Source organism: Naasia aerilata (assembly GCF_030296595.1).
Taxonomy (GTDB): Bacteria; Actinomycetota; Actinomycetes; order Actinomycetales; family Microbacteriaceae; genus Naasia; species Naasia aerilata.
The window spans coordinates 1,172,498-1,187,402 of sequence record NZ_AP027731.1 but is presented as its reverse complement, the minus strand read 5'-3'; the positions used below and the strand labels follow the sequence as shown (position 1 = coordinate 1,187,402).

Here is a 14,905-nt window from a genome sequence, read left to right as displayed (position 1 = left end):
TTCTGCTGCTTTTCGGCGCCGAGTTGCCGCAGAAGTGGGCAGGTCAGTGCACGTACTCCAGGACGTCGAGGCCCACCGTGCGCATCGCGCCGAGCACCGCCAGACGGTCGGCGAGGCGCCGATCGCGGAACACCATCGTCACCGCATAGGCCACCCCCGCGCGCGGACCCCGGAGCACCCCCGCCTCCGCCCGGACGCCCACGTCGGTGCCGGTCTTGTTGAACAGGGCCAGGCTGTGATCCGAGCGGCTGTGCGCCAGCGGATCGAGGCCGAAAGCACTCGCGACCATGGACAGGTCCGTGCCGAGGGCGAGCCAGTCGGTCACCCGGTAGCTGGTCGCCGCGTCGACGATCTCCCCGCGCGCGAGCCCCGCGAACAGCCACGTCAGCTCCGCCGCCGACCCCACCGAGAGCTGCGGGGCGTCGTCCGGCCCCCGGCGATCCCGGACGCGATCGAGGAGCGCCGTCTTGGTGATCCCGATCGAGTCGGCCCGCTCCCGGACGGCGTCGAGCCCCACGCGGCGCAGCAGCGCGTTCGTGGCCATGTTGTCGCTCGTCGAGGCCACCAGCACCGCGAGGTCGGTGAGCGGGAAGGACGGTGCGGAGAGGTGCTGCCACAGACCCGAGTCCGCGGCGTCGTCCTCAGGCTCACGGTCGAGGATCTCGTAGCGCGACTCGGCTCCGCTGCCGAGCCGTGCCGAGACCTCGAGCAGCAGCAGGACCTTGCCGATGCTCGCGGTGGGCAGCACCAGCGAGTCGTCGACGGACAGGAGCACCCGGCCGGAGTTCAGGTCGACCGCGCGAGCCGACACCTGCGCGCCCGCGAGCGCCACGTCGGCGAGCGCGGCGAAGGAGGCGACGAAGTTCTCGATCGACTCGCTGCCCCGGTGCCGCCCGGGCTCGGGTCCGCGACCGCCGCGTCTCGTGCTGCCGGGAATCACCAGATCGTGACTCGCTCCGCCGGCGGCAGCCACAGCGCATCCGACTCGGCCACCGCGAACGCCTCGTAGAAGGGCTCGAGGTTGCGCACGATCTGGTTGCACCGGAACTCGCTCGGCGAGTGCGGGTCGATCGTGAGCAGGCGCAGGACCTCCTCGTCGCGTCCCTTCATCTGCCAAGCCTGCGCCCAGGACAGGAAGAAGCGCTCGGCCCCGGTCAGACCGTCGAGCACGGGCGGCTCCTCGCCGCCCAGGGAGAGCAGGTAGGCCTTCCAGGCGATGCCGAGCCCCCGAGGTCGCCGATGTTCTCGCCGATCGTGAGGGCGCCGTTGACGTGGTGGTCCGGGACCTGCCGCGGCGCGAGGGCGTTGTACTGCTCGATGAGCGAGGCGGTGCGCCGCTCGAAGGCGGCGCGGTCCTCCTCGGTCCACCAGTCGGTGAGCCGGCCGTCGCCGTCGAACCGCGAGCCCTGGTCGTCGAAGCCGTGCCCGATCTCGTGGCCGATGACCGCGCCGATCGCCCCGTAGTTGGCTGCGGGGTCGCGGTCCGCGGTGAAGAAGGGGAACTGCAGGATGGCGGCAGGGAACACGATCTCGTTGAACCCGGGGTTGTAGTACGCGTTGACCGTCTGCGGCGTCATGAACCACTCGTCCCGGTCGAGCGGCTTGCCGATCTTGCCGAGCTCGCGGTCGAACTCGAACTCGGACGCCCGGCGCACGTTGCCCAGCAGGTCCCCGGCGTCGACCGCCAGCGCCGAGTAGTCGCGCCACTTGACGGGGTAGCCGATCTTCGGCGTGAACTTGTCGAGCTTCTCGAGCGCGCGGCCTCGCGTGGCCTCGCTCATCCACTCGAGGGCGGTGATCGACTGCCGGTACGCCTCGACCAGGTTCGCGACCAGCTCGTCCATCGCCACCTTCGCCGCGGGCGGGAAGTGCCGTTCCACATAGCTGCGGCCGACCGCCTCGCCCATTGCGCCCTCGACGAGCGTCACGCCGCGCTTCCACCGGGCGCGGAGCTCCGGCGTCCCGGTGAGCGTGCGGCCGTAGAAGTCGAAGTTCTCCTCCACGAAGGCGGAGGAGAGATAGGGCGCCGCCGAGTGCACCAGCTGCCAGCAGAGCCAGTTGCGCCAGGAATCAAGGCGGTCCTCGACGAGCAGCGCACCCAGGCCCTCGAGGAAGCTCGGCTCACGGACGACGACCTCCGTCAGCACGTCCTCCGGCGCACCGAGACCCTCCCGCCAGGCCTCGAGGCTCGCGCCGGCCGCGGACGACGTCAGCGTGACGACGTCCTGCCAGGCGCGGAGGTTGTAGGTGGCCTGGCTGTCGCGCGTGCGCACGTTGTCCCAGTGGGCGGCCGCGATCGCGGTCTCGAGCTCCAGCACCTGACGCGCACGGTCGGCCGCGCCGTCGAACCCGGCGAGCGCGAGCAGCCGCTCGACGTGGGCGACGTACGACGAGCGCGTCCCCGCGAACTTCTCCTCGCGGTAGTAGCTCTCGTCCGGCAGTCCGAGCCCCGACTGCTCGAGGAAGACGAGGTAGCGCTCCGGGTTGCCCGGGTCGTTGTCGACGAAGAGCTGCAGGAAGCCCGGGGCGCCGGCCCGCTCGAGGCGGCCGATCGTCGCGAGCAGCGACGGGATCGAGTCCACGGCCCGCGCGGCTTCCAGCACGCCCTCGAGCGGAGCCGCGCCCAGGGACTCGACGCGCTCCTCGTCGAGGAAGCTCGAGAACAGGTCGCCGACCTTGCGCTCCTCCGTGCCGGGCTCGGCCTGCTGCGCCTCGGTGATGATCTCGCGGACCGCCTTCTCGGCCTCCTCGGCCAGGAGGTAGAAGGACCCGTACCGCGCACGGTCGGAGGGGATCTCTGTGCGCTCGATCCACTTGCCGTTGACGTGCCGGAACAGGTCGTCCTGCGGGCGCACCTCCGGGTCGAGCTCCTCCAGCACGATGCCGGACGCGGACGAGGCAGGAGGGTTGTCGCTCATGGCGCCCCAGCCTATTCGGCGCCGCGGCGCCTGCCGAAGGCCCGCGTCCGAACGGTGGCCCCACTGCAGACCCGGCGTCGGCGGTTCTCGGTCGGCGGAGCCGGCCGGACTCTCGTAGCGTGGGGGATGAGCGCTCCCGCCCTGACCCGTCGCCAGGTGACCGGATGGCGCAACGCCCTGTTCGTGACCTTCGCCCTCACCGGCCTCGCGATCTCCACCTGGCTCTCGCGCGTGCCCGCCGTCCGCGACGAGCTGGACGTGTCGACGGCGGCTCTCGGCATGATCATCTTCGGCATCGCGGCCGGTTCGATGGTCGGTCTCGTCGCCTCCAGCCACGTCGTGGCCCGAGCCGGGTCGGCTCGCACGGTGCTCTTCGGCCTCGGCGTCGGCGTCCTCGGACTTCCGGTCGCGGCGATCGGCGCGCAGATCCACCAGCCCGTCGTGAGCTTCCTCGGGCTCCTCGTCTTCGGCGCCGGCAGCAGCATGTGCGACGTCGCGATGAACGTCTCGGGCGCCGCGAACGAGCGCGTGCTCGGCCGCGCCATCATGCCCCTGTTCCACGCCATGTTCAGCGGCGGCACGGTGATCGGAGTCGGCATCGGCGCCCTGGCGGAGGCGTGGGGGATCCCCGTGCTCGTGCACATCAGCATCGTGTCGGCGTTGCTGCTCGTCGCGGTCATCGTCACGGTGCGCTGGTTCCAGCCGGATCACTCCGAGCACTCGGGCACGAGCGCCGAGGAGGCCCGGACGGAGGGCTGGCGCACCCGGCTCGCCGTCTGGCGCGAGCCGCGCACGCTGCTCATCGGGCTCATCGTGCTCGGCATGGCGTTCACCGAGGGCTCGGCGAACGACTGGCTCCCGCTCGCGATGGTCGACGGCCACGGGCTCGACAACGCAACGGGCGCCGTCGTCCTCGGCGTCTTCCTCGCCTCGATGACGATCGGCCGGATCGCGGGCGTCTTCGTCCTCGACCGGTACGGACGGGTGCCCGTGCTCCGGGTCTCCGCCGCCCTGGCCGCTGTCGGCCTTGCGGTGATCATCTTCGTGCCCTCCCCGAGCTGGCGGTCGCCGGGGCGGTCTTCTGGGGCCTCGGCGCCTCGCTGGGCTTCCCGGTCGGGATGTCCGCAGCGGCGGACGATCCGGCACGCGCCGCCGCCCGGGTGAGCGCCGTCGCCACGATCGGCTACGTGGCCTTCCTCGTCGGCCCGCCGCTCATCGGCTTCCTCGCCGACCAGGTGGGACTGCTGTTGGCCCTCTGCGTGGTCCTCGTCCTCGTGGCTCTCGCCGGGCTCGCCTCCCCGTCGGCCCGGGAGCTTCCCCGGTCCGACGCGCCCGTCGAGACCGAGCCCGGCGACGCTCCGGTCCGCGGTTAGGCTCGTCGGATGCGCCTGGTTGTCGCCCGCTGCTCCGTCGACTACGCGGGGCGGCTCAGCGCCCACCTGCCCCTCGCGCCCCGGGTCCTCATGGTCAAGGCCGACGGCAGCGTCCTCGTGCACTCCGACGGCGGCTCGTACAAGCCGCTCAACTGGATGAGTCCCCCTGCTCACTGGTGGTCACCGAACCGGACGAGGATCAGCGGGCCGCCGGGGTGACCGAGCTCTGGACGGTCACCAACGCGAAGACGAGCGACCTGCTCGTGGTCTCGCTGCACGAGGTCCTCTCCGACACGAGCCACGAGCTCGGCGTCGACCCGGGCCTCGTGAAGGACGGCGTGGAGGCCGACCTGCAGAAGCTCCTCGCGGAGCAGATCGGCCTGCTGGGCGACGGCCACACGCTGGTCCGCCGTGAGTACATGACGGCGATCGGGCCGGTGGACATCCTCGCCCGGGACGCCGAGGGCCGCAGCGTCGCCGTCGAGCTCAAGCGCCGTGGCGACATCGACGGCGTCGAGCAGCTGACCCGCTACCTCGAGCTCATGAACCGGGACCCCCACCTGGCCCCGGTCACCGGCGTCTTCGCGGCCCAGGAGATCAAGCCGCAGGCCCGCACGCTGGCGCAGGACCGGGGCATCCGCTGCCTGGTGCTCGACTACGACGCGATGCGCGGAATGGACGACTCGCACCACCGGCTCTTCTGAGCGGGACGCCCTCGCGCGGGTGAAACGCCTCGTTCGCGGGTGTCGTCTCCCCGCGGATGGGCGGTTTCCCCCGCGTTCGTGGGGAAGAGGCATTCGCGAGCGCCCCGTAGGCTGGGCGCATGAGCGGCTGGAGCTGCGTGCTGTTCGACCTCGACGGCACCATCGCGGACTCGGCCGCGGGCATCACGTCGACCCTCGCGCACACGCTGGAGCGGATGGGGAAGCCCGTCCCGACGCCGGCGCAGCTCGTCGCCTTCGTGGGTCCGCCGATCATGGACGGCTTCGCCGACCTCGGGCTGACGGAGGCCGAGAGCCACCAGGCGCTGGCCCTCTACCGTGCGCAGTACCAGGAGCGCGGCGCCTTCGATAGCTCGGTCTATCCCGGCATCGAGGACGCGCTCCGTGCGATCGCCTCGAGCGGGCTGCCGATCGCCCTCGCGACCTCGAAGCCGGAGCGCCAGGCGCGCCGCATGCTCGACCACTACGGCTTCTCGCACTTCTTCACGTTCATCGGCGGCGCGAGCGAGGACGAGGTGCGCAGCGAGAAGGCCGACGTCGTCGCCTACGTGCTCGAGAACCTCTCCCGGCTCGGCGTCGACACGAGCCGCGCGGTCATGATCGGCGACCGCGTGCACGACGTCGAGGGCGCCGCCGCGAACGGCGTGCCGACGATCTTCGCCGACTGGGGCTACGGCACCGAGGCCGAGCGCGCGGGCAGCATCGCCGTGGCGCACAGTCCCCAGGACCTTCCCGCGCTCGTGATCCGCGAGCAGGCGGCCTGACGCCAGTCCGTCAGCGCTTCTGCGCCGGCGCCTCGGGTGCCGGAGTGCGGAGGAAGAACGCGACCACGAGGAACACCGCGGCTGCCGCGATGTGGGCGAGCACCCACGGCGGGCCGGAGAAGCCGAATGGCACGACGGGATTCCAGACGACCGCGAGCGCGACGAGCGGGATCAGCCACAGCCACTTCCGGCCCTGGCCGGCGAACACCGCGAGGATCAGGGCGAGGATGCTGATCGCGAATCGGATGATCAGGTACGCGTCGGAGCCGATCAGGCCGGTGCCGACGAAGGCGACCACGGCCCCGAGGATACCGGGCAGGAACCCCGGACGGATCTGCGGAGGAGGCTGATCGGTCCGCCTGGTCACGGTCGCCGACTCTACCCGGGCCCGGGTGGCCCATTCCCGCCCTAATACGTCCGCGTGCGCCCGTAAAGCCCCGTTCGCCATCCGGTGCCGCCGGGTAGCGTCCACCGTTCGGGCAGGCGTTCTTCTCAGGGGGCACAGCATGGATCAGCGATCAGGGGACGGCGGAACCGCGCGCAGTGCCGGAACACCGGTGCTCGTGGCGGTCGCCATCGGCATGGGCGCCCTCATCTCCGTGCAGTCCCGCGTGAGCGCCGCCCTCGCGGACGAGACCGACGTGTACAACGCGGGCTGGGTCACGGCCATGACCGGCGCCGTCATCCTGGCCGTGATCCTCCTCGTCGCCCCTCGAACCCGGCGCGGCTTCGGCCGCCTGCGCGCCGGACTCCGGGCGCGCACGCTGCCCTGGTGGGCGCTCCTCGGCGGGCTGGGCGGGATGTTCTTCGTCGTCGCCCAGGGGACCGCCGCCAGCGTCCTCGGTCTCGCGCTGTTCTCCATGGCCGTGGTCGCCGGGCAGGTCGTCGGCGGACTCGTCTTCGACTCCCTCGGCGCCGCGGGCGGCGGCCGGCGGCGCCCCACGACTCTCCGGGTGCTCGGGTCGGTCCTTGCGATCGCCGCCGTCAGCTGGGGTGCGCTGGGCGGCGGGGAGGGCGACCTCGACGTCCTCCTTCTCGTCCTGGCCTTCGCCGCGGGCGTGGGGCTCGCGGGAGCGGCCGGGCTGACCGGCCGCGTCCAGGCCGCCTCCCGCAGCGTCGTGACCACGGCGATGACCAACCACCTGCTCGGCCTGACCGTAATCGTGCTGATCGTGCTCGCCCTGCTGCCCACCGGGTCGAGCGGGTTCCGCCTGCCCTCCTCGCCCTGGCTCTACCTGGGGGCGTCATCGGCCCGATCGGCGTCGCGGTCGGCGCGATCCTCGTCCGTGCGCTCGGGGTGCTGCTCATGGGGCTCGGGATGGTCGCGGGGCAGCTGATCGGCAGCCTCATCCTCGAGCTCGTCGTGCCCACCTCGCCCGGCGGGGTGCAGCTCGCAAGCCTGTTCGGCATCGCGCTGACGCTGGTCGCCGTCGCGGTCACCACCCTCGACGGCCGGAAGAAGGACGCCGCGTCTGCCGAGGACCCGTCCTCCGCAGGAGACCGCGACCCGGTGCGCCGGCCCCGATCCGAGAGCGCGTCCGCCTGAGGCCGGCGCGCCCCCTCTCGTCCGAGGTGCCGGCCACCCCGGCCTAGGGTGGAAGCATGGCAACGATGCCGGGTGTGCAGCCCCGAGAACGGGACGCGCGACCGGCACCGTCGGGGAGATCGACGAGCACGCTGCTGCTCGCCCTGTCCGTCCTGCTGGCGGCGGCCAACCTCCGGCCCTCCATCACCGCGGTCGGCCCGGTGCTGCACCTGGTCGCGGACGACACCGGCCTCCGCCCCTCCCAGCTGGGACTCCTCGGCGCGATCCCCCTCCTGACCTTCGCGGTCGTCTCACCGCTGGTGCACAGCGTGTCGCGTCGGTACGGCATCGAGCACACCGTGTTCGCGTCACTGCTCGTGCTGGCCGCGGGCACGGTCGTGCGCTCCATCCCCGGCTTCCTCCCGGGGCTTTGGATCGGCACGATCGTCCTCGGCGCGGCGATCGCCATCGTGAACGTGCTGCTGCCGACCCTCGTCAAGCGCGACTTCCCGACGCGCGTGCCGCTGATGACCGGCGCCTACTCATCCCTGCTCAGCGGATTCGCGGCGCTTGCCTCGGGCTTCTCGCTGCCCATGAGCGCCGTGCTCGGGTGGCCTGCCGCCATCGGCGCGTGGGCCGTGCTGGCCCTCCTGGGCGCCGCGCTGTGGCTTCCCGGATCCGCCGCGACCGCGTCCCGGACGCCATCGCCGACCGGGCCCAGCACGCGGCCTCCCCGGCTCGATGTGGCGGTCGCCGCTGGCGTGGCAGGTCGCGCTGTACATGGGAGCGCAGTCGACCGGCTTCTACCTCCTCATCACCTGGCTGCCGACGATCGAGGCCCGGCTCGGCGTCGACCCCTCGCCGCCGGCTGGCACCTGTTCCTCTATCAGGCGATGTCCGTGGTCGCGGGTCTCGGAGTGACGGCGTTCCTGCAGGGGCGGCGCGACCAGCGGCTCGTGGGCGTGGTCGTAGGCCTGCTGTCCCTCTCCTCGATGGTCGGCCTGATCCTCGTGCCGCAGCTCGTGCTGGCCTGGGTCGTGCTCATCGGCCTCACGTCCGGAAGCTCCCTGGTGATCGCGCTGACGCTGGTCGCCCAGCGCTCCCGCACCTCCGCCGACGCGACGCGCCTGTCCGGCATGATCCAGGGCATCGGCTACGCACTCGCGGCGGTCGGACCGGCGGGCGCAGGGCTGCTCTTCGACCTGACATCGAGCTGGACGCCTGCCCTGCTCATCGTCGGCGGGGCCGGGGTGCTGCAGGCTGTCTCGGCCCTCTCGGCCGGTCGGGATCGCTACACCCACGCGGCGGGCGCCTGATCGCTTCCGGCGACGAGGCGGCCCCTCCCCGAGAAGGGGAAGGGCCGCTCGACCTGACGAGCTCAGCCGGTGCGCCGCAGGGAAGCGGCGACCCCTGCCGCGATGAGGGCCGCCCCGCCGACCACCAGGCCGCCGATGAGCCACGCGGTCGGGTCCTCGATGTCCACCAGGTCGCTCGCGAGGGCGACCACCACGGCGAAGGCCGTGACCAGGAACCCCCAGACCATCGTCCCGATGCGGGCCGGACGCCGCAGCGGCGCCGCCGCGCTGGGCTCCCGACGCGGGCTGTCGGCGACGAGAGGCTCCGTCGCCGCGGGCTGCCCTCCAGCGCCTGTCGTCTCGAACTGCTCGTCCGTCATCTCTCGACCTCCACATCGACGTTGCCCGCCACCATCCAGACCCGGACCGTGGTGGTCCGGCCCGTACCGCTCCCGAACTGCTGCTGGTCGTCGAGGAGGAATCCCCCTCGTCCGACCCGTCCTCCGCTCCGGCACTGTCCAGAGCGCCGATCACGGCGTGCGCCTCGACCCGGACGCTGCCGTCCGCCGGCACCCGCACGGTCGTCGACCCGAAGCCGAGCCAGAGGTCGACCTCCCGGGAGGAGGAGCCGAGGTCGGTGAGGTCCACCGTGGGCGCCCCGGCGAACATCGCGTAGGCGGCGGGCCGGGTGCGGTCGGCGGGCACGCTCCAGATCCGGGTGCCGAAGGGGCTGACCTGCGTGCCGGCGGGGAAGACCCCGGCCGCGGCGAGGGCGACCACCGCGACGAAGCTGAAGAATCCGAGGGCGCCGCTCGTCCGGCCACGGATGCCGGCGATCACGATGCCGAGCCCGATCACGGCCGCCGCGGCCGCGAGGCCCCACACGAGGGCGGAATCCGGGCGACCACCGGCCGCCACGGCCGCGGCCGTCAGGGCTCCGCCGATCACGGCCAGGCCCAGCACGATGGCGACGTACCCCGCACTCGGAAGCGTCGCTCGCCACTGCCGAAGGTCCGATCCCGCCTGCCGGGCGCCCCGCATGCCCTCCTCCCAGCCCTTGCGGGCCTCGGCGCTCACCCGCTCCCAGTCGGTGCGAGGCACCGAACCGGGTCGGCCCTGATAGCTCCAGCCGTGATGGGCGGATGAGGCGAAGCCCGCCTGCGGGACGGTCTCGGCGGCCGCTTCCGCCGGATCGGCCGTGCCGGCGGAGGAGCCGGCCTGGAATACATTCTGCGGCGCGACCGGCGTCCAGCGCCGCCCCTGCCCGTTCGCCAGGGCCACGATCAGCCAGACGACCCCCGCCACCAACGCGAGGTTCCACGCGACGCTGAGCGTGGTGGCCAGCCAATCCGGCATGTTCCACACGTTCGGCGGTCCCTGCCACCACAGGCCGCGCGTGAAGGGCAGCAGCGACACGACGAGGAGCGCGCCGATCGCCACGGCGGCGGGTTCCAGACGGCCGCGCACCACATCCTCCGCGTGGATGCGTCCCGTCGCGTCGGGCAGGAGCGCCCAGGCGACGGCGTAGAAGAAGAGCGCGGGGCCGCCGAGGACCGCCACGACGACCGCGATGCCCCGGACGACCAGCGGGTCGAGGCCGGTGCGGGCGCCGATCCCGGCGCAGACCCCGCCCGCCCAGCCGTTGCCGGTGCGAACGAGGCCGAGCCCGCGCAGCCACTCGAAGAATGCGTAGCGGCCGGATTCTGCGGGGCCGGGCCGCGGGATGTCGGAGGTGTTCGTCATGGTGGCCACTGTCCCCGATCCGCCGCGCACGGACATCGGGGATGCCCCTGACCCCGACCCTGATTCTTCTGCCGTCAGGGCGCCGGCGGGCGGCGCCCGTGCTTTGATTTCTGGCGTGCAGACCCCGTCCCTCCTCCGGCCGCGCCTCCGGGTCGTCGGCGGGGTGTGCGCGGGGTTCGCGGAGCACACGGGGGTCCCCGTCTCCGTCGTGCGGTCGGCGGCCCTGCTGCTCACGCTGTGCGGCGGCGCGGGTGCTCTGCTGTACGCGTGGCTCTGGGCGACGACTCCGGCGCGCACCGAGGTGGCCGACGCCCCTCCGTCGGCACGGCTGCACCCGGTCGCGCCGGCTCCCGCTCAGCCCGCGGTGCCAGGCCGGGTGACGGAGATCCTCCTCGGCATCGCCCTCCTGGCCGCCGCCGCCGCGCTCCTCGCCTCGCGGCTGGGCGTCCCGGTGCCTCTGGCGGTGGTCATCCCGGCCATCGTCGTGCTGGCAGGCGCGGCGATGGCCTGGCGGCAGTTCGCCGAGCTGCGCAGCGGCGTGGCGCAGTCCTCGCCGGTGCTCGTGCGTGCCCTGGCCGCACTCGTCCTCGTGACCGTGGGGATCCTGCTGTTCTTCGTGACGAGCGACCGCCCCGACATCTGGACCGTCGTGATCGCATCCGCCACGGTGCTCGTCGCCGTCGCCGTGGTCGTCGCTCCCTGGCTCGTGCGGCTCAACCGCGACCTGAGCGAGGAGCGCGCGGCGCGCGTCCGGGAGAGCGAGCGGGCCGAGATCGCCGCCCACCTGCACGACTCGGTGCTGCAGACGCTCGCCCTCATCCAGCAGAAGGCCGGCCCGTCGACCGACGTCGCCCGGCTCGCGCGCGCGCAGGAGCGGGACCTCCGCGACTGGCTGTTCACCGGGTCGACCACCTCGGCCGCCGACGCCGGGGCGGCCCTGCGTGCGTTCGCCGCCGAGATCGAGCAGGACTTCCCCGTGCGCTTCGACGTGGTGACGGTGGGGAGCGTCACCGCCCCACTGCCGGAGGCCATCGCTGCGGCGGCGCGCGAGGCGATGCTCAACGCGGCCCGCCACGCCGGCGGCGACGTCTCCGTCTACCTCGAGTCCGGGGAGGGCCGCACGGAGCTGGTGGTCACGGACCGTGGCCCGGGCTTCGCGCTCGAGGACGTGCCCGCCGACCGCATGGGCGTCCGCGGTTCCATCGCCGAGCGGATGCGGCGGGCCGGTGGCGCAGCGCGCATCACGAGCGGGCCCGGTGGGCGCGGCACGAGCGTCACCCTGACGATCAGCACACCTGCGGATGAGACTGGAAGCCATGCCGAACGATGATCTGACGGTCGTGATCGTCGACGACCACTCCATCTTCCGCTCCGGCCTGCGCGCAGACCTGGACCCGGCGATCACCGTGCTGGGCGAGGCGGCGACGGTCGACGACGCGATCCGGATCGTCGCCGAGACCCGGCCCCGGGTCGCCCTCCTCGACGTGCACCTGCCCGGCGGGCGCGGCGGGGGCGGCGCCGAGGTCATCCGCGAGGTCGCACGGACCGGCGCCGAGACCCGCTTCCTGGCGCTCAGCGTCTCCGACGCCGCCGACGACGTGGTCCGCGTGATCCGAGCCGGTGCGCGCGGCTACATCACGAAGTCGGCCTCCGGACGGGAGGTGTCCGAGGCAGCCCGCCGGGTCGCGGACGGCGACGCCGTCTTCTCGCCGCGGCTCGCCGGCTTCGTGCTCGACGCGTTCGGCGTCGTCTCCGGGGAGACGGCCGAGACCACCGAAGAGCTCGACCGGCTCTCCGCGCGCGAGCAGGAGGTCATGCGGCTGATCGCCCGGGGCTTCGCCTACCGGGACGTCGCCGCCGAGCTCTACATCTCCCCGAAGACGGTCGAGACGCACGTGTCTTCGGTGCTCCGCAAGCTTCAGCTGAGCTCGCGCCACGAGCTCACCGCATGGGCACTGGAGCGGAAGCTCCTCTAGCGCGGGCGCCGGGGAGGCTCAGGCGCGGTCGTGCAGGGTGACCTGGTACCCGTCCGGGTCGGCGAGCGTGAAGGTGCGACCGAAAGGCCCGTCGATCGGCGCGGCGACGATCCGGTGGCCGTCGGCGGCGAGGGCGTCGTGGATCGCCTGGACGTCGGTCGCGTGCAGCCAGATCGCGGCCCCGATGCCGGGGTGTTCGATGGCGGAGAGGTCGGTGCCCGGGACGAGGTCCCGGAGAGCGAACGCGATCGGCGTCGTCTCGAAGACGACCGCGTGGGGCGGGCCTGCCTGCGACCGGACGAGACCGAGGTAGTGCTCGTAGAACGCCCGGGAGGCGTCGAGGTCGCGCACTTGCAGGCTGAGGAAGTCGGGGCCGGTGACGGGCATGAGGTGCTCCTTGTGTTGGTGTGTCAGTTTTCTGACATCGACTCTATGTCAGACTTCTGACATGGCGCAAGACGGAGTGGACCTCGAGACGTCGGTCGGCTACCTGCTGAAGGAGGCGGCGAGTGCGCTGCGCGCGGAGATGGAGGCCGTGCTCCGCCCGCTCGGGATGACCGTCACGCACTACTCCTGCCTCGAGCTGCTCGCCCAGCGCCCCGGCCTGTCCAACTCGGAGCTGGCCCGGGGCGCGTTCGTGACGCGCCAGTCCATGAACGTGCTGCTGCAGGCCCTCGAGCGCGACGGCGTCGTGAGCCGTCCGGTCGAGGGCCGCGTCGGCAAGGTGCTTCCCGCACGGCTCACCGAGCGCGGCAGGCGGAGCCTTGCGCAGGCGAGTGCCGCGGTCCGGTCCGTGGAGGTGAGGATGCTGTTTGGAATGACCGAGGAGGAGCAGTCCGGAGCGCGCCGGCTCCTCCGGAGCATGATCGCCTCCCTGCGCGAGGCGGACGACGGTGGGAGGCAGCCCTGAGCGGACCAGGGGACGGAGAAAGGGCGAAGAAAAAGGGCCCCGTCGAGGCCCCTGTCCTCCCGAGCCGGTTCGCTGGAACCTGCTCCTCTGGTGCGCGAGGGGGAGTTGAACCCCCACGCCCTCACGGGCACACGGACCTGAACCGTGCGCGTCTGCCTATTCCGCCACTCGCGCTCACCATGGCGCTTGCGCGCCGATCGTCGAGATTAGCACGACGCCGCAGGGCCGACGGAACCGCATCGTTCCGGACAAACCGCAACCGGAGACCGATGCGGACAGTCCGAAGTGCTGCGGTGAACCGCCGTCAAGCGGGCCGCGCCCCTGACGGGGGCGGCGGGGGCGGCGGGCTACCATTCAATAAGCCAGGCGCGGGGTTCCCGCGCGCGCTCGACCGGAAGGCCGCGAACTCGTGGGCATACTCGACAACTTCGAAAGAGGTCTCGAGCGCGCGGTCAACGGGGCCTTCGCTCGGACGTTCAAGTCCAGTCTGCAGCCGATCGAGATCACCGCTGCGCTGCGCAAGGAGCTCGACACGCATGCGGCGATCGTCGCGCGCGACAGGATTCTCGCGCCGAACCGCTTCACCGTGCGCCTGTCCCCGACGGACTTCGAGAGGATGTCCGCGATGGGTCCGAGCCTCACCGACGAGTTGACCGCACTGGTCCAGCAGCATGCGAAGACGCAGGGCTACCAGTTCGCGGGCGCCCTCAGCATCTCCCTGGCGCCGGACGAGAGCGTCGCGGACGGCCTGGTGCAGGTAGACTCCGGCACGGCCCGCGGCGGGGAGGTGGCCTGGACGGCGGTCGTCGACGTCGCCGGGAAGCGCTATCCCTTAAGCAGGGCCGCATCGTGATCGGCCGCGGCTCCGACGCCGACATCACGATCGACGACAGCGGAACGAGCCGCCGCCACGTCGAGATCCTCTGGGACGGGTCCCGCGCGCAGGTGAACGACCTCGGCTCGACCAACGGCACGACCCTCAACGGCGAGCGCATCGACAAGGCGGTCCTGCCGCCGGAGTCCGTGGTGCAGATCGGCCGGACGCGGATCGTGTTCCGGGTGGTCCCGCAGAACGCGGACGGCTCCGCCTCCGGTCCCGCGAACGACAACCTCGGCAACTTCTGGGGCGGGCGATGAGCGACCTCACCCTGCTGATCCTCCGGATCGCGTTCCTCGTCCTGCTCTGGGCGTTCGTCTTCGCGATCGTCTACGCGCTCCGCTCGGACCTGTTCGGCACGCGCGTCCGGCGACTCCAGGAGCAGCCGGCGTTCGCCGCGGCCCCCGCCTCCGTCCCGGTCTCCACGCCGCCCGCCGTGCAGTCCCTGCCCACCGGCCCGCCTACGCCGGCGGGGGCATCTCCAAGCCGATGGCGACCACGCGGACCGCGAGCCGGCTCGTCATCACCTCGGGCCCGAAGGCCGGCGTAGAGATCGAGCTCGGCACGGAGCCGCTCACCATCGGCCGGTCCAGCGAGTCGGGCCTGCAGATCCTCGACGACTACACCTCAACCCACCATGCCCGGCTGCTGCTCTGGAACGACGAGTGGGTCATTCAGGACCTCGACTCGACCAACGGCACCTTCCTCGACGGCAAGCGGGTGACGATCCCGACCCAGGTCCCGGTCAACACCCCGGTCAAGGTCGGCGCGACGAGCTTCGAGCTGCGACGGTAGCCGCCCC

The 14,905-nt window shown here is 72.3% G+C and carries 13 protein-coding genes, 1 tRNA gene and 5 pseudogenes; 12 read left to right on the top strand and 7 right to left on the bottom strand.

The features are described from left to right. Positions 1–43 precede the first annotated feature (43 nt). The gene (locus QUE51_RS06430) at positions 44–940 is read right to left on the bottom strand and encodes a serine hydrolase (protein WP_286278747.1); all 897 of its coding nucleotides are present in this window, start codon (positions 938–940) and stop codon (positions 44–46) included. Then, positions 937–2,918: pseudogene (locus QUE51_RS06425) on the bottom strand (M13 family metallopeptidase). The gene QUE51_RS06430 and the pseudogene QUE51_RS06425 overlap by 4 nt, the downstream one beginning before the upstream one ends. Before the next feature lie 126 nt (positions 2,919–3,044). On the opposite strand from QUE51_RS06425, the gene QUE51_RS06420 reads away from it, so the two are divergent. From QUE51_RS06420 to QUE51_RS06405, 4 genes and pseudogenes are all read left to right on the top strand, one after another. Continuing rightward, the gene (locus QUE51_RS06420) at positions 3,045–4,082 is read left to right on the top strand and encodes an MFS transporter (protein WP_286278746.1); all 1,038 of its coding nucleotides are present in this window, start codon (positions 3,045–3,047) and stop codon (positions 4,080–4,082) included. Beyond that, positions 4,079–4,291: a hypothetical protein gene (locus QUE51_RS06415; protein ID WP_286278745.1), complete on the top strand. Its 213-nt coding sequence runs from the start codon at positions 4,079–4,081 to the stop codon at positions 4,289–4,291. The genes QUE51_RS06420 and QUE51_RS06415 overlap by 4 nt, the downstream gene beginning before the upstream one ends. A 9-nt stretch (positions 4,292–4,300) precedes the next feature. Beyond that, positions 4,301–4,995: pseudogene (gene nucS / locus QUE51_RS06410) on the top strand (endonuclease NucS). Positions 4,996–5,114: 119 nt separating this feature from the next. Then, positions 5,115–5,777, top strand: a complete 663-nt coding sequence (locus QUE51_RS06405; protein WP_286278744.1) for an HAD hydrolase-like protein — start codon at positions 5,115–5,117, stop codon at positions 5,775–5,777. A gap of 10 nt (positions 5,778–5,787) precedes the next feature. Here the strand turns inward: QUE51_RS06405 and QUE51_RS06400 are convergent, their stop codons facing one another. Further along, positions 5,788–6,144 carry a DUF6804 family protein gene (locus tag QUE51_RS06400; RefSeq protein WP_286278743.1) on the bottom strand — a complete coding sequence of 119 codons (357 nt, stop codon included), beginning with the start codon at positions 6,142–6,144 and terminating at the stop codon, positions 5,788–5,790. 139 nt (positions 6,145–6,283) lie between these two features. On the opposite strand from QUE51_RS06400, the gene QUE51_RS06395 reads away from it, so the two are divergent. The 3 genes from QUE51_RS06395 to QUE51_RS06385 are packed head-to-tail and all read left to right on the top strand — an operon-like array spanning position 6,284 to position 8,618. Further along, positions 6,284–7,114, top strand: coding sequence for a DMT family transporter (locus tag QUE51_RS06395; protein WP_286278742.1), 831 nt, complete (start codon positions 6,284–6,286; stop codon positions 7,112–7,114). Continuing rightward, complete coding sequence (locus QUE51_RS06390) at positions 7,003–7,323, top strand: DMT family transporter (protein WP_286279283.1); 321 nt, start codon at positions 7,003–7,005, stop codon at positions 7,321–7,323. The genes QUE51_RS06395 and QUE51_RS06390 overlap by 112 nt, the downstream gene beginning before the upstream one ends. A 56-nt stretch (positions 7,324–7,379) precedes the next feature. Continuing rightward, the gene (locus QUE51_RS06385) at positions 7,380–8,618 is read left to right on the top strand and encodes an MFS transporter (RefSeq protein WP_286278741.1); all 1,239 of its coding nucleotides are present in this window, start codon (positions 7,380–7,382) and stop codon (positions 8,616–8,618) included. A 62-nt stretch (positions 8,619–8,680) separates the two neighbouring features. On the opposite strand, the gene QUE51_RS06380 is transcribed toward QUE51_RS06385, so the two are convergent. After that, complete coding sequence (locus QUE51_RS06380) at positions 8,681–8,977, bottom strand: hypothetical protein (protein ID WP_286278740.1); 297 nt, start codon at positions 8,975–8,977, stop codon at positions 8,681–8,683. Between the two features lie 1,129 nt (positions 8,978–10,106). Continuing rightward, positions 10,107–10,340 (bottom strand): annotated as a pseudogene (locus QUE51_RS17850) (PspC domain-containing protein); the annotation flags it as partial. 115 nt (positions 10,341–10,455) lie between these two features. On the opposite strand from QUE51_RS17850, the gene QUE51_RS06375 reads away from it, so the two are divergent. Further along, entirely contained in the window at positions 10,456–11,670 is a 1,215-nt protein-coding gene (locus QUE51_RS06375) for an ATP-binding protein (protein ID WP_286278739.1), read from the top strand. Next, positions 11,657–12,316 carry a LuxR C-terminal-related transcriptional regulator gene (locus QUE51_RS06370; RefSeq protein ID WP_286278738.1) on the top strand — a complete coding sequence of 220 codons (660 nt, stop codon included), beginning with the start codon at positions 11,657–11,659 and terminating at the stop codon, positions 12,314–12,316. Before QUE51_RS06375 ends, QUE51_RS06370 begins: the two co-directional genes overlap by 14 nt. An 18-nt stretch (positions 12,317–12,334) precedes the next feature. Here the strand turns inward: QUE51_RS06370 and QUE51_RS06365 are convergent, their stop codons facing one another. Further along, on the bottom strand, positions 12,335–12,703 hold the full coding sequence (locus QUE51_RS06365) for a VOC family protein (protein ID WP_286278737.1): 369 nt from the start codon (positions 12,701–12,703) through the stop codon (positions 12,335–12,337). 61 nt (positions 12,704–12,764) lie between these two features. Here QUE51_RS06365 and QUE51_RS06360 point away from each other — a divergent pair, with 61 nt between their 5' ends. Continuing rightward, complete coding sequence (locus QUE51_RS06360; RefSeq protein WP_286278736.1) at positions 12,765–13,226, top strand: MarR family winged helix-turn-helix transcriptional regulator; 462 nt, start codon at positions 12,765–12,767, stop codon at positions 13,224–13,226. 88 nt (positions 13,227–13,314) lie between these two features. On the opposite strand, the gene QUE51_RS06355 is transcribed toward QUE51_RS06360, so the two are convergent. After that, positions 13,315–13,400, bottom strand: a tRNA-Leu gene (locus tag QUE51_RS06355). 235 nt (positions 13,401–13,635) lie between these two features. Between QUE51_RS06355 and QUE51_RS06350 the strand changes: the two are divergent. Together QUE51_RS06350 and QUE51_RS06345 are read left to right on the top strand one after the other, a co-directional pair. Continuing rightward, positions 13,636–14,363, top strand: a pseudogene (locus QUE51_RS06350) (FHA domain-containing protein). Beyond that, a pseudogene (locus QUE51_RS06345) lies at positions 14,360–14,898 on the top strand (FHA domain-containing protein FhaB/FipA). Before QUE51_RS06350 ends, QUE51_RS06345 begins: the two co-directional pseudogenes overlap by 4 nt. Positions 14,899–14,905: the final 7 nt, after the last annotated feature.

Bases quoted from the DNA above. Each gene is read 5' to 3' on its own strand.
- QUE51_RS06420 (WP_286278746.1), top strand. From the start codon at position 3,045: ATGAGCGCTCCCGCCCTGACCCGTCGCCAGGTGACCGGATGGCGCAAC.
- QUE51_RS06370 (WP_286278738.1), top strand. From the start codon at position 11,657: ATGCCGAACGATGATCTGACGGTCGTGATCGTCGACGACCACTCCATC.
- QUE51_RS06405 (WP_286278744.1), top strand. From the start codon at position 5,115: ATGAGCGGCTGGAGCTGCGTGCTGTTCGACCTCGACGGCACCATCGCG.
- QUE51_RS06385 (WP_286278741.1), top strand. From the start codon at position 7,380: ATGGCAACGATGCCGGGTGTGCAGCCCCGAGAACGGGACGCGCGACCG.
- QUE51_RS06365 (WP_286278737.1), bottom strand. From the start codon at position 12,703: ATGCCCGTCACCGGCCCCGACTTCCTCAGCCTGCAAGTGCGCGACCTC.
- QUE51_RS06395 (WP_286278742.1), top strand. From the start codon at position 6,284: ATGGATCAGCGATCAGGGGACGGCGGAACCGCGCGCAGTGCCGGAACA.
- QUE51_RS06380 (WP_286278740.1), bottom strand. From the start codon at position 8,977: ATGACGGACGAGCAGTTCGAGACGACAGGCGCTGGAGGGCAGCCCGCG.
- QUE51_RS06360 (WP_286278736.1), top strand. From the start codon at position 12,765: ATGGCGCAAGACGGAGTGGACCTCGAGACGTCGGTCGGCTACCTGCTG.